The sequence below is a fragment of the Bacteroides sp. 214 genome, assembly GCF_010501015.1.
Taxonomy (GTDB): Bacteria; Bacteroidota; Bacteroidia; order Bacteroidales; family Bacteroidaceae; genus Bacteroides.
The window spans coordinates 68,182-81,181 of the sequence record NZ_QVML01000013.1 but is presented as its reverse complement, the minus strand read 5'-3'; the positions used below and the strand labels follow the sequence as shown (position 1 = coordinate 81,181).

Annotated in this window: 19 protein-coding genes; 11 read left to right on the top strand and 8 right to left on the bottom strand. The window is 43.8% G+C overall.

Going from position 1 to position 13,000, the window contains the following annotated elements:
- From D0T50_RS09845 to D0T50_RS09830, 4 genes are all read left to right on the top strand, one after another.
- Complete coding sequence (locus D0T50_RS09845) at positions 1 to 1,239, top strand: ABC transporter permease (RefSeq protein ID WP_163223363.1); 1,239 nt, start codon at positions 1 to 3, stop codon at positions 1,237 to 1,239.
- 60 nt (positions 1,240 to 1,299) lie between these two features.
- Positions 1,300 to 1,977 (top strand): response regulator transcription factor, encoded by a 678-nt coding sequence (locus D0T50_RS09840; RefSeq protein ID WP_163223362.1) that lies wholly within the window; start codon positions 1,300 to 1,302, stop codon positions 1,975 to 1,977.
- Positions 1,974 to 3,251: a histidine kinase dimerization/phospho-acceptor domain-containing protein gene (locus tag D0T50_RS09835; protein WP_163223361.1), complete on the top strand. Its 1,278-nt coding sequence runs from the start codon at positions 1,974 to 1,976 to the stop codon at positions 3,249 to 3,251. Before D0T50_RS09840 ends, D0T50_RS09835 begins: the two co-directional genes overlap by 4 nt.
- Before the next feature lie 77 nt (positions 3,252 to 3,328).
- Positions 3,329 to 3,772 (top strand): PepSY-like domain-containing protein, encoded by a 444-nt coding sequence (locus tag D0T50_RS09830; RefSeq protein ID WP_163223360.1) that lies wholly within the window; start codon positions 3,329 to 3,331, stop codon positions 3,770 to 3,772.
- Between the two features lie 62 nt (positions 3,773 to 3,834).
- On the opposite strand, the gene D0T50_RS09825 is transcribed toward D0T50_RS09830, so the two are convergent.
- From D0T50_RS09825 to D0T50_RS09815, 3 genes are read right to left on the bottom strand one after another with little or no spacing between them, the layout of a single operon-like run.
- Positions 3,835 to 4,044 carry a hypothetical protein gene (locus tag D0T50_RS09825; RefSeq protein WP_163223359.1) on the bottom strand — a complete coding sequence of 70 codons (210 nt, stop codon included), beginning with the start codon at positions 4,042 to 4,044 and terminating at the stop codon, positions 3,835 to 3,837.
- Positions 4,045 to 4,067: 23 nt separating this feature from the next.
- A complete protein-coding gene (locus tag D0T50_RS09820; protein WP_163223358.1) occupies positions 4,068 to 4,526 on the bottom strand; it encodes a hypothetical protein in 459 nt (152 codons plus the stop codon).
- 18 nt (positions 4,527 to 4,544) lie between these two features.
- Entirely contained in the window at positions 4,545 to 5,033 is a 489-nt protein-coding gene (locus D0T50_RS09815) for a hypothetical protein (protein WP_163223357.1), read from the bottom strand.
- Positions 5,034 to 5,283: 250 nt separating this feature from the next.
- Here D0T50_RS09815 and D0T50_RS09810 point away from each other — a divergent pair, with 250 nt between their 5' ends.
- The 3 genes from D0T50_RS09810 (at position 5,284) to D0T50_RS09800 (ending at position 7,552) form a co-directional block, all read left to right on the top strand.
- Positions 5,284 to 5,709, top strand: a complete 426-nt coding sequence (locus tag D0T50_RS09810; protein ID WP_163223356.1) for a hypothetical protein — start codon at positions 5,284 to 5,286, stop codon at positions 5,707 to 5,709.
- A 128-nt stretch (positions 5,710 to 5,837) separates the two neighbouring features.
- Entirely contained in the window at positions 5,838 to 7,055 is a 1,218-nt protein-coding gene (locus tag D0T50_RS09805) for an AAA family ATPase (RefSeq protein ID WP_163223355.1), read from the top strand.
- Positions 7,046 to 7,552: a hypothetical protein gene (locus D0T50_RS09800; protein WP_163223354.1), complete on the top strand. Its 507-nt coding sequence runs from the start codon at positions 7,046 to 7,048 to the stop codon at positions 7,550 to 7,552. Before D0T50_RS09805 ends, D0T50_RS09800 begins: the two co-directional genes overlap by 10 nt.
- A gap of 42 nt (positions 7,553 to 7,594) precedes the next feature.
- Here the strand turns inward: D0T50_RS09800 and D0T50_RS09795 are convergent, their stop codons facing one another.
- The 4 genes from D0T50_RS09795 to D0T50_RS09780 form a co-directional block, all read right to left on the bottom strand.
- Positions 7,595 to 7,894 carry a transposase gene (locus D0T50_RS09795; RefSeq protein ID WP_163223353.1) on the bottom strand — a complete coding sequence of 100 codons (300 nt, stop codon included), beginning with the start codon at positions 7,892 to 7,894 and terminating at the stop codon, positions 7,595 to 7,597.
- A complete protein-coding gene (locus tag D0T50_RS09790; protein ID WP_163223352.1) occupies positions 7,884 to 8,429 on the bottom strand; it encodes a hypothetical protein in 546 nt (181 codons plus the stop codon). The genes D0T50_RS09795 and D0T50_RS09790 overlap by 11 nt, the downstream gene beginning before the upstream one ends.
- A complete protein-coding gene (locus D0T50_RS09785; protein WP_163223351.1) occupies positions 8,426 to 8,776 on the bottom strand; it encodes a hypothetical protein in 351 nt (116 codons plus the stop codon). The genes D0T50_RS09790 and D0T50_RS09785 overlap by 4 nt, the downstream gene beginning before the upstream one ends.
- A gap of 61 nt (positions 8,777 to 8,837) precedes the next feature.
- Positions 8,838 to 9,068: a DUF4248 domain-containing protein gene (locus tag D0T50_RS09780; protein ID WP_163223350.1), complete on the bottom strand. Its 231-nt coding sequence runs from the start codon at positions 9,066 to 9,068 to the stop codon at positions 8,838 to 8,840.
- Between the two features lie 205 nt (positions 9,069 to 9,273).
- Here D0T50_RS09780 and D0T50_RS09775 point away from each other — a divergent pair, with 205 nt between their 5' ends.
- Entirely contained in the window at positions 9,274 to 9,765 is a 492-nt protein-coding gene (locus D0T50_RS09775; RefSeq protein WP_163223349.1) for an HU family DNA-binding protein, read from the top strand.
- A gap of 189 nt (positions 9,766 to 9,954) precedes the next feature.
- On the opposite strand, the gene D0T50_RS09770 is transcribed toward D0T50_RS09775, so the two are convergent.
- Entirely contained in the window at positions 9,955 to 10,416 is a 462-nt protein-coding gene (locus D0T50_RS09770; RefSeq protein WP_163223348.1) for a hypothetical protein, read from the bottom strand.
- 181 nt (positions 10,417 to 10,597) lie between these two features.
- Between D0T50_RS09770 and D0T50_RS09765 the strand changes: the two genes are divergently transcribed.
- From D0T50_RS09765 to tnpA, 3 genes are all read left to right on the top strand, one after another.
- Positions 10,598 to 10,825, top strand: coding sequence for a hypothetical protein (locus D0T50_RS09765; protein WP_163223347.1), 228 nt, complete (start codon positions 10,598 to 10,600; stop codon positions 10,823 to 10,825).
- Positions 10,826 to 10,935: 110 nt separating this feature from the next.
- The gene (locus D0T50_RS09760) at positions 10,936 to 11,250 is read left to right on the top strand and encodes a hypothetical protein (protein ID WP_163223346.1); all 315 of its coding nucleotides are present in this window, start codon (positions 10,936 to 10,938) and stop codon (positions 11,248 to 11,250) included.
- A 614-nt stretch (positions 11,251 to 11,864) separates the two neighbouring features.
- Entirely contained in the window at positions 11,865 to 12,320 is a 456-nt protein-coding gene (gene tnpA, locus D0T50_RS09755) for an IS200/IS605 family transposase (protein ID WP_163223345.1), read from the top strand.
- Positions 12,321 to 13,000 lie beyond the last annotated feature (680 nt).

Genomic DNA, 13,000 nt, shown 5'->3' with positions numbered 1-13,000 from the left:
ATGAGCGAAAAAGGATTTATAGCAACAATTAAAGAAGGAATCGGAGTTCTGTTTCACGTTTGGAAGCAGGAGTTCCGCAAGGTGTTCGGCGATGCCGGAGTACTTATATTCTTTATCATCGTACCACTGGGCTACCCTCTCATCTATGCCTTTATTTATAACAACGAAGTAGTACGCGAAGTACCCGTTGTGGTGGTAGATAATTCGAACACTTCGCTCAGCCGGGAATATATGCGTAAGATAGATGCTACGCCCGATATACATATCATTGCGCGGTGCAGCGACATGGAAGAAGCCAAACTGGTGCTCATGGAACGCGATGCGTATGGCATTGTCTATATCCCCGCCTCCTTCGGTAGCGACATTGCCACCGGCAAGCAGACACAGGTAAGCATCTATTGCGATATGAGCGGGTTGCTGTACTACAAAAGCCTTTTGCTCGCCAACACTGCTGTGTCGCTGGAGATGAATCAAGACATTAAGATTGCCAAAGCCGGCAACACCACTGTCCGGCAAGACGAAGTTACCGCCTACCCCATTGACTATGAAGATGTAGCGATGTTCAACCCGGCAAACGGGTTTGCATCGTTCCTTATTCCGGCGGTACTCATATTAATTATTCAGCAAACGCTATTGCTGGGCATAGGACTGGCAGTAGGTACCGACCGCGAAAAAAACAAATTCAAGGAGCTGATACCTATCGAAAAGCAATATCACGGCACACTACGCATTGTGTTGGGCAAAGGTTTGTGCTACCTGATGCTTTACGCGCTCGTCTCTGTCTACATTCTGGTGGTTGTTCCGCGCCTGTTCAGCCTTACACAGATAGGGTTGCCTCATGATTTGATGCTCTTCATCCTCCCCTATTTAGTGGCGTGCATCTTCTTCTCCATGACGGCTTCTATCGCCATTCGCAATCGCGAAACGTGTATGCTTATCTTTGTGTTCACCTCTGTGCCGCTACTGTTTATCTCGGGTATTTCGTGGCCGGGAAGTGCCATCCCCGATTTCTGGCGATACTTCTCCTACCTCTTCCCCTCTACCTTCGGCATCAACGGGTTTGTACGTATAAATAGTATGGGAGCAACACTCAATGAAGTTGGTTTTGAGTACAAAGCATTGTGGATACAAGCAGGTATTTACTTTATTACAACGTGCTTGGTGTATAGATATCAGATTATTAAAAGCAAAAGGCGTATCATAGAGGAATATCGGGAGAGAAACTCCGACGAAGCATAAAGGCGGGGTACATCACGTTCATTTCAGTCTCTTTTCAGTTTTTATCCTTATCTTTAGGGCATGAAGATACTTGTAGTAGAAGATGAGCCCGCCCTGCGCGAAGTCATCATAGGATTCCTTGAGAAAGAAAAATACCTCGTCGAAAGCGCTGCCACTTACGACTGCGCCTACGAGAAAATATCCATATACGACTACGACTGTATCTTGCTCGATATTATGCTGCCCGACGGTAGCGGTCTTGACCTGCTGCGCGACCTGCGCGAAATAGACAAGAACAAAAATGTTATCATCATCTCGGCAAAAGACTCGGTCGAAGATAAAGTAGCCGGATTGGAACTTGGTGCGGACGATTACCTTGCCAAGCCTTTTCATCTTGCCGAACTTAACGCCCGCATCCGCAACGTGCTTCGCCGCAAGACCATGAATGGAGACACTTCCATCACACTAGGCAATGTAAAGGTAGACACCGACGAACTGATAGTCTATATCAACCACGTGCCACTGGAACTTAACCGCAAGGAGTACAACATTCTCTGCTACTTCATAACCCGCCCCAATCATCTCATTGAGAAAACGCGGTTGGCAGAAGCTGTATGGGGCGACCATATAGATCAGGTAGATAACTTTGACTTTATCTACGCACAAATAAAGAACGTGCGCAAGAAAATGAACGAGGCAGGTGCCGACATCGAGATAAAAGCGGTGTACGGAATCGGCTATAAACTGATAGAGAAATGACACTTATATACCGAATCATCGCCAATATCTGCTTAGTACTGCTCGTGGTATTCACTATCTGGGGCATACTTTTTTATTACATCACCATAGACGAGGTGAACGACGAAACCGACGATTCGCTCGAGCTTTACTCCGAGTACATCATCGGACGTGCCCTTGCCGGCGAGAAACTCCCCGAGAGCGAAAACGGCACCAACAATAGTTATTACCTCACCGAAGTAACTGCCGAGTATGCCGAGGAGAACCCGTCGGTCAGATATCTGGACGAGATGGTATATATACATTCCAAATCGGAAACCGAACCGGCACGTATCTTCAAGACCATTTTTAAGGACAAGAACGATACTTACTACGAACTCACCGTGATGATTCCCACCATCGAAAAAGATGACCTCAAACAAACCATCCTCTCGTGGATCATTATTCTCTACTTGTCGCTCCTGATCGTTATCATCGCCATCAATATGCTTGTGCTTCGGCGCAGCCTACGCCCCTTGTACACTATTCTCAGGTGGTTGGGCAAGCTATCCGTGGGCAAGGAAACTCCCCCGTTGGTTATTAATTCCAAAATCACGGAGTTCAACAGGCTATCAGAGGCATTGCTGAGAAGTGCTCAACGCAATGCCGAGCTCTACGAACAACAAAGCATCTTCATAGGGCACGCCTCTCACGAGTTGCAAACACCACTCGCCATCGCACTCAACCATTTGGAAGTGCTTGGCGACGACCCCACCCTCAGCGAATCACAGCTCATAGAAGTAACCAAAACACGCCGCTCGTTGGAGAACATCACCAAGCTCAACAAAACGCTATTACTACTCACGAAGATTGAAAATAAGCAATTCCCCGATAGTAAAGATGTGGATGTCAATGAACTGATGCGCACCCTCACAAGCGACTTTGGCGAAGCCTACGCGCACACCTCCATCAGTTGTTCGGTGATAGAAGAAACAATGCTCACATTACACATGAACGAATCGCTTGCCTCCGTCCTCTTCGGCAACCTGATAAAGAATGCCTACAAGTACAACAAAGAAGGTGGCGAAATAGTCATCACCATCATGCCGGGTGCCATACGTTTTGCCAATTCGGCTACTTCGGGCGCGCTCAATCCTGAATATATTTTCCGCCGGTTCTACCAAGGACAGAAGCGCGAAGGTTCGGCAGGGCTGGGACTTTCGTTGGCAGAGTCCATTTGCAAGCTTTACGGGATGAAGATTTCGTACTGGTACGAAGACGAAACACATTTCTTTGAAGTAAAGAAACTATTTTGAATTTCTAATCGTGTAGATTTCAAAATCTTTTCAAATTCGTATTCCATCTTTGTTGTGTACTAATAAAAATGATTCATATGAAAGCAACAAAGTATTTATTGACGGCACTGTTTTTAATTACATCCGTTTTCACCGCGCAAGCAAGCAATGATAAACCTATTAGTTTTGCACAATTGCCCGAAGCTTGCAAAACATTTATTCGCAAGCATTTCAACGAAAACAATATTTCGTACGCCAAGATGGAGCGAGACTTCCTACAACGCTCTTACGATGTATTCTTCACCAATGGCGACAAAGTGGAGTTCGACAGGAACGGCAAGTGGGAAAGCGTGGAATGTCGTAAAGCCGCTGTGCCCACCGAGATTGTGCCTGCCAAGATTGCAGAGTACGTAGCAAGCAAATTCCCCAACAACTACATCATAAAGATAGACCGCGACAGGCGAGAGTACGAGGTAGACCTGAACAACAATCTGGAAATCAGGTTCGACCTGAAGTTCAATGTGATTGGATATGATGATTAGAATAAAAAAATCCGCGAAGTTTCCAGCACTTCGCGGATTTTTTATGTATTCATAGCTGTGTATCAGGACACCTTCCCCAGTCTGGTTTGAAAGTAATTTACCGCATCCGTTTTCTTCAGGTTTCGTTTGCCTCCTTTTACATAACGCGGCATATCCATAATCATCAGCATCAGGGTAGGATAAGACATTCCCCATAGAATGTACTTCACGCTCCACCCGGTTTGTGTGGCTATTTGCCAGATAAGTCCAAAAGGGCTATGTGAGCTTTCCATATGTCCGCTCGTTAACTCCCTTTTCAGTCGTGGCTCAGTCTCGGCTTCATCAGATTTATCATCTCGACCGATTTGATAATGTTGTGAAAAGACCTTGTGTCCAATAGTGTGATAAGCTGAAACCATGCTTCCTGCAACATCAGCGGGTGCACGCGCCAGCGAAGAAACCATGCCACTGCTTTGTTGAACAAACGCCCTCTGAGGTAGCTTCCGCATACGGCAAAGGCAATCATTTGGCTCATGGCAACACCATGCTCACTATAAAAACGCAGGTTTTCTTCCACGGTGTACTCTTTCACTTCCTCATAAGTAACTCCCATAGCAAGGTACTTATTGGCTATCCGGATTATTCCTCCGTAGGTAGGCGCATGCATGGTAATGCTGCGTGGTTTACCTTGTTTACGAAGAAAACCGGGTGTGCGAATCGGTATCGACACACCCAGTTCCAGAAGTAGCTTCGATGCTCTTTCTTCTGTGTTCATTGGTTTATCCGTTTACAACTACACAGCAGGTACTTCTGCATTAGGCGGATAAATGGTAAATGATGCTCCACCGTCTTCGGGTTTCATCATTTCAATTTCGCAAGCCACGCCAAGCACACCACTCATATTGATGTTGTTGGCAAAATTAGCCGTAAGCAACGCGTTGTGCATGCGGATGGTATGTCCTGACACACATTCCAGGTCGAATACACCTTGTAATTCCACGTCGTCGGAATCGGGAGTGTACACACCGTTCTCGTTACTTCCACCCATCACCTTCACAAGGTTGGCTGCATCAAGCTGAATTAATGTGAATGACCACAATTTAGTGCCTGGGTTAGATTTCAACACCTTGATTGGTGTATCACGCTTTTGAGCTGCGAAAATACGCGTTTTAGAAGGTGCCTCACCGCCCGGTGCCAGTCCGTCCTCAGAGATATATCCGAGTTGATTGTTACTGAATTTTAAGGATTTCACACCATACAAAATTCCATCATTTTCTGCCATAATAATTCTTTTTTAAAGGTAAATAATATACCGGTTGCCTCATATAGCGTTGGCTTCCCGGCGTTAACTATTTACAAAGTTGGCACAAAAAAGCAGCCTTGTCAAGGGCACTAAAGCATGATGCCGTTTTGTAAGATGATGATAACAGATTGTGCCCTCACAGTACTCTACACCTCTTGACTACGCCATATTTTAGCGCAATCTTTGTTCTGTAATAACATTAGTATAAACCCCAATTAAATGAATGATTATGGAAGAATTATTGAACTTTATGCAACAGCGCATTGCCGGAGCAATGCCTATGCTGACAGTGGTAGATGAGGATTACGGACAGTTAAACAGCGACCAGGCAACCTACCCTGTAAACTTTCCGTGTGTATTGATTGGCACACCTCAAACCGAGTGGACGCGTATGGGAGGCACAAACCAACAAGGCAAATGCGTAGTAACAATCCGGTTGGCTATAGACTGCACACAAGGCAGCGGTAGCATTTCCGAGCAAATTGCCACCCGCCAGCAATTGGTTACGCAACTACATCGCACTTTGCAAGGTGTAGCTATAGGTAGCAACGGTGGTAAGCTATCCCGCCGCACATCTACCGCTCAAACATTGCCCGGATCCATCAAAGTATACGAAGCAGAGTACGAGGTTATGCTGTTCGACACGGTGGCGTAAAGCTACTCAGTCTTATTTTATTAGCTAGGCGCATAGTTTTAAACTGTGCGCCTGGTTTTTTTGTAGCAAAAAAGCTGTAACTTTGTCATCATCATTAATTTCTGATTCTCAATAAAATATAATCTGATATGAGCAAAATAAGAATTAACCAATTTGGCCCAATAAAAGATGGATTACTGGATAGTGACTGGATTGAAATTAAAAAAGTAACCATCTTCATCGGCAATCAAGGCTCAGGAAAAAGTACTATTGCTAAACTGATTTCTACATTTACATGGATTGAAAAAGCATTAGTAAGAGGAGATTATGAAAAAGAGTGGTTTGAAAAGGAAGGACGGTTTAGAGAAGAATATCTTAATTATCATCGTCTTGAAAATTACTTTAAGAGTGATAGCTTAATAGAATATCAAGGAGATGTTTACACCATCACTTATAAAAATGACTCATTAACTATTAATGAATCAAGGGGTACTTATCCACTTCCGCAAATAATGTATATACCTGCCGAAAGGAATTTCATCTCTTATGTAAAATCACCTAAAGAATTAAGATTGACTTCTGAGTCCTTACAAGGTTTTCTTACTGAGTTCGATCATGCTAAATCTGACATGAAAGAATTGTTAAAACTCCCAATCAATAATGTAGATTTAGAGTATATTGACTCCACAGATTCTCTTATGATTAAAGGAGACGATTATAACCTCAATATCTTGGAGGCTTCAAGTGGATTTCAGTCTCTTGTTCCGTTATTTTTAGTTTCTCGTTATTTGGCTAAAAGAGTGGAAGCACAAAGCAGAAATAAAGAAACAATGAGTAATGAAGAGCGAACTCGATTTAAGAAGAATGTAGCAGACATTATGAATAATAATGATTTGACGGATATACAAAAAAGAGAAGCAATATCTGCCATTGCTTCCAAATTCAATAAGACTGCTTTCATAAATATAGTAGAAGAACCCGAACAAAACCTATTCCCTTCATCACAATGGGAAATGCTTCAAAGTTTATTGGAATTTAACAATATGAATGAAGGTAATAAATTAATCATGACTACACATAGTCCCTACATTATTAACTACCTGACTTTAGCTGTAAAAGCCCATGAACTGAAAAACAAGAATTGCAATGACGATATTATATCACAAATAGAGAAAATAGTTTCCTTAAAGGCAGCGGTAAATCCTACTGATCTGGCAATATATGAACTGGATGAAACAAATGGAGCTGCTCAAAAACTAGGAAATTACAAGGGACTTCCTTCTGATGAGAACTACCTGAACAATCGGTTAGAAGAAAGTAATGATTCATTTGTTAAACTACTAAACCTGGAAGACTTATGCCGATAAACTTCTTCGATGAAGATGCAAAAACCAACTCTTCTAGCTCCATATTTGGCATTTGCGATGACCCTTCTCCATCTACAACTCCTGCTTATATAGATGAGAATAAGGACAATGAAGACAAAAAGTGGATCGGAGTTGTTCATAACTCAGCTACTCAAAGCATCGATTTTTATCCTATTGATAATTGTGTACCTTTATTAAGACCTAATGGAGACAAAGAAAACAGGTGTGATGGAGTGCTCTCTTATAGCAATAACCTGATTTTTGTAGAATTAAAAGAGAGAGGAGGTAGTGGCTGGATAGGAATAGGGCGCAATCAATTGACTATTACACTACAAAGGTTTAGAGAAAACCACAACATTTCCGACTACACAAAAATAGAAGCTTACATATGTAACAAATTAAGACCAATATCAAGTAAAAACCATGCTAATGAAATTCAAAAATTCAAAGATGAAACAGGTCTTATTTTGAATGTACAACGAAACATTCATATATAGACCCGCTCCTCTTGTTCCTCTATTAGCCCAGACACACCCCCTCTACCCCTCAAGCAGCCTCTGCAATCGTTGCTGCTCTTCGAGTATACGCACCTGTGCTGCCGACACGTGCGGCATGCGCACTTTAGGAACGGGCCTCACAGCTACATCGGCTATCAAGTCGCATTTACTACGTATGATGGTCATAATACGTTCTTCGGAGATAAAAAATTCCTGTAACGAGAGTATCCTCAACGCATCGTCAAAGCGTAAGCGCTTTACCTCTGTCCAGTAATGATACCTGCGGAGCAACGCTTCGTCGCGCCGACTTATCAAATCTTTATTTCTGCCTTTATCTGCCATGGTAATATTTTTTATAGATACGAATACAAACTGTAATCAGTATTATGGCTACCGCCAGGAAAATTCCCCCCCCGATAGCTTTGTTAATACCTTTATCCACATCGGGCAAGATACCCGCTTCCACGTTTTTTTGAAGAGTTTCTTCGGATTCTGTGATGTTCCGAAGCGTGGTTTCGCGCCACTCCTCACCGTTATGTTGCAATGCGTGGTTGCTCTGCCTACCAGTAGTCGTCACCTCGCCCCCGGCTTCTACAATTACAGCAGCTACGGGCGGCAAACCTGTGGTCGAGTCGGTAGGCTTAGAGGTATCGTACGTATGGGTAACACGATACCACGAACCATCCCGCCGGGTTTCTTCGGCTTCGCTGCTCTGTGTGGTAGCATGGGTCGTTTGCCGGTAAGATTGCTCTACGGTTGTTTGCATTTGCTGCGCAATAGTCGAGTTTCGGCTGGCACTGCTACGACACGATACAACCACTGTGCCTACGATCAGACTACCTGTCAAGGCTACGAAGAAGGTGATGTGCTTTTTCATTTCCGTTGTCGGTTTGGGCATTGTACATCAAGACATTTCAGTGTCTTCAGCTCTTTGCGCTCTTTCTCGTATTCGCGCAAGCGATTTTCCATATCGTATTGCTTTTCTTCCACAACACGAATTTTCTCCAGCAGCTTGCGTTCCATCTCATCTTTTTCTTGTTTAATAGATGATTTATCCTTACGCAGGTCATCTATCAGCTCCTGATACACATCCTGCATAGCTCTCATGGCATCTGCCTGAGCACGGGTTTTGGTGTACTTAATGGTCACCAAGGCTGTGATAAAGGATAGTAATCCGCCACCCAGCACAAAACTAAATACATTGTTCATTGCAATTTCGGTCATAACAAATCTTTTTTTAGAACAAATGTAATACACGCCATGTAGCAGCCAAAGGACAGTTAGGCTAGGGTTCGCCCAAATACTGAAAGATGAGGGCTACCTGAACGGGAGTGAGCAATACATCGCGCGGTGTATAACCCGTGGCAAGCAAAGCCCGATAGAGCGGTTCGTTCTTTCTAATCCAGCAGTTCAGCGTTCGGCGCGCAGAAGAAATCTGTACATGGGGCAAGTAAAGCGCTGCAAGTTCTCCTTTACTATACGAACGTATGGGTATTGGGTTTATCATTGAGTCCATGCTGCAAAGATATATACAAGCAAGCGTTTTGGATGGACAGAAAGCGTGCGTTATCGTGATTTTTCGTGCGTTATCATGCGCTATCGCGATGCCAGACGCATAATCGGTGTGCAGGCAGCAAGATAAGTTATTGCTTTGCCGCTGTAACGTTACAATGAGATAAATAAAAACAGTATGAATGATTCTAAAAAAAAACAACAGAATTATGGCACTAATTTACAAAGCAATTCAATCGCAACTTCCTACCAAAGAGGGTAAGAAGCTTTATTATCCTCGCCTTATAAAGATGGGCAGAGTAGTAGATACACAAAAGCTGGGAGAGCTGATAGCCGAGAAGGCATCGCTCACACCGGGCGATGTACACAACGTGATACGCAACCTGATGTCGGTAATGCGTCAGCAGTTACTCAACAGCCGGTCGGTCAGACTCAACGGGCTGGGCACCTTTACCATGATTGCCCATTCAGGTGGCAATGGTGTAGAAAAAGAAGAAGAGGTAACCTCTACACAAATCAAGCGGTTGCAGTGCCGCTTCACTGCCGAGTACACACGCCCCGCGGGTAGTAACGCTACCCGTGCCCTGCTGGATGGTGTAGAGTATGTGAACCTATCCAACCTGACCAAAGGTACGGCACAGACAAATAGTAGTAACAACGGTAACGATGATGAAGGCGACTTCACAGACCCCACAACCTGAAAAGAGTTGACGCGTCAAGAGTAAAGACTTGACGCGTCAAGAAGAAAGAGTAGAGGCGTGAAGATTTTCATCTTCGCGCCTCTCTTATTTTACACCGGTACACGGAACAAAAACACCCACCAAAACGGACAAAAAGCTACACTTGCCGCACTCCTTTTTTGTGCTTTAATTAAGCACATTCTTTCAGGATTACTGGTTGCGTTTACCTCGTTTCTTCCTGCACAGCTCTCTCCAACGATAGAAATTTTTAATAAAAGCATCCTCGCTAATGGATGTAATATCGTACTTACGGGTAAAGTAGTGCACACTTTGTATATACTCCAACCCATGCAAATGTTTATTCGCGTCTACAAATTCGTGAAACTCTGCCCACATCATCACCTGTATTTTTTTGATGATGATGGCTTGCGAGCGAATGCTTAGATAGTTGTACGTTTGCGGAGACTTGCCACATGCGCGGTGGGGCAGCACTATTTCCAGATTACCTTTATCGACAGGGCAGTTCTTGGGGCGCCTCTCGAGCAAATCCCAAATGAGGTGGTAAATGTCTGTGTTGTCAGGAAAACGAATAGCACCGATGGCATGGTTGTTAAACTTACCCACGCAATACTCCTTAAGGTGAGGTGGGATTTCAATTCGTGTTGTTATCATTTAAAAAGTCGACACGCTCCTTCTCGTGTATTTTAGTATTTGTAAAACAGATATATATAATTTATTTGTCGTATATTTGATATCAGTTATTTATTAAGCTGCAGCAAATATGCGGTAATTTTTCCGCATATACAACTTTTCAGACAAAAAAAGTCCTTTTAACAACGAAAAATAAATAAAGATGGAACACTCTGTTAAGCAAAGATTATTTGAACTATGTGCTGCTATTGGGCTTACGCCGAATCAGTTTTCTATTGAAATAGGACACAACAGAGACTATTTAAGAAAAATCACAAAAGAAATTGGGAGCGACAAATTACGACAAATACACCGCCTGTATCCGCAAGTAAACCTTACATGGTTAATAACCGGAGAGGGAAATATGTTTATATCAGAAGAAGAAAAATAAGAAACTATTAAAATCAATTCCACACAGCCCACCCCTTCCTAACAGGTACAGCGAGGAGGAAGCCGGAAAGGAGGTAGAATGAACTACCTCCGTTAATTAATTATTTCTTTATGAATAATTCTAAAAAGACTTCCGCTGTGGAAGAGAGTAGCGCCCGCCCCGGAGAAGGCGAAAACCGGAGAGTACCCAGCAGCATCAGTCAGCCAATGATTGATCGTATAGTAGAAATGCAGGAAAGTGACTCGTTCAACGGGTTCATTGAGCTGATTGATGAGCTTCAGGACTTTGTCCTGTCGCCCAATCCCAACGACGATAGCCCCGAAGCCATCGAACACAGATTTAATCTGCTGCGTTCCTGCCGTTACCTGATTCAGGATCTGCGCGTATTCTTAACACCGGAGCAAAAGGGCGATCTACGCAAGTAGAGGTCACAGTACAAGCGAGTACTTAACTGTGTAGCCCAGCGCATGCGCTGGGCTACATCAATTTTATATCCTTTCCATCCTCCAGGTAATAAACTTGTTGAACCCACTACGGGGTTCACTTTTTGTAGAGTACATACCACCTACCACGGGTTTCACCCGCGGTTATAGATATATAACCCCATACGGGGTAACAAAGTCAATCACTAATAAGTGCGAGTAGCAATTGTAAGCAACGTAACACCGCAGCGGGTTGAGCCCCTATAATCATGAGTGAAACCCATGGGAGAGATAATACCCCTACGACTCAACCCCGTAGGGGTGAAACCTCTATAACCGCGGGTGAAACCCGTGAGAGTAACAGCAACCTAACAAATCAACCCCATAGCGGGTTGAACCCAACACCACCGCACACAAAACCAATAATCAATAACTACAAGTAGCAATTGTGGCACATAACCCCGTAGGGGTGAAGCATCTATAACCACGGGTAAAACCCGTGGGAGCAACAGCAACCATACGACTCAACCCCGTAGCGGGTTGAACCCGGCAAACTACTCCGTAATAGTTTGTACAATTCACCCCATTCCCTTACATTTGTACCAAAACTACCATCTATGGCAACCTATCGTCAAATTCTTTACCACATTGTCTTCCGCACGAAGAACAGTGAAAGAACCCTCTCGCAAGAGAACATCTCACATCTCTACAAGTACATTTGGGGCATCATCTCAAATAAAGGCTGTACCCTATTGCGCATAAACGGAATGGAAGACCACATACATATCTTATCCGACCTACATCCTACTGTTGCTTTAAGCGATTATGTAAAAGAGATAAAAACAGCATCCTCTATTTGGCTCAAAGAATCGGGAGAGTTTCCTCACTTCAAAGGATGGGGCACAGGATATTGCGCCCTCACTTATGCGTTTAGAGACAAAGATATAATAACCCAATATATCAAAAATCAACAGGAGCATCATCAACGAGAAACTTTTCAAGATGAGCTAAAGCGAATTCTAGTTGAAGAGAGGGTTGAATTTGACGAGCATTTTTTGTTACGGGATGATTGAGCAAAATGCTTGTTGCGGGAGTTGAACCCACTACGGGGTTCACTTTTTGTAGAGCCCTCCCTCCTTCCACGGGTTTCACCCGCGGTTATAGATATATAACCCCATACGGGGTAACAAAGTCAATCACTAATAAGTGCGAGTAGCAATTGTAAGCAACGTAACACCGCAGCGGGTTGAGCCCCTATAATCATGAGTAAAACCCGTGGGAGAAATAATACCCCTAAGACTCAACCCCGTAGGGGTGGAACATCTATAACCACGGGTGAAACCCGTGGGAGCAACACTAACCCTATAAATCAACCCCGTAGCGGGTTGAACCCAACACCACCGCACACAAAACCAATAATCAATAACTACAAGTAGCAATTGTGGCACATAACCCCGTAGGGGTGAAGCATCTATAACCGCGGGTGAAACCCGTGGGAGCAGCAGCAACCCTACAAATCAACCCCATAGCGGGTTGAACCCGGCAAACTAGTCCGCAATAGTTTGCATAATTCACCCTATTTATGTATATTTGTAAGAAACTACAAACAAAACACACATGAGAAAGCTAACTATTTTCTTGCTAGTAAGCATATTCTGTGGAATATGCAGTATACAGTCCGTTTTTGCCGGGCCATTCGGTATTGACATGGGAATGAGCATCGCTGATGTAACAAAAGTTTGTGGAGCTGCCC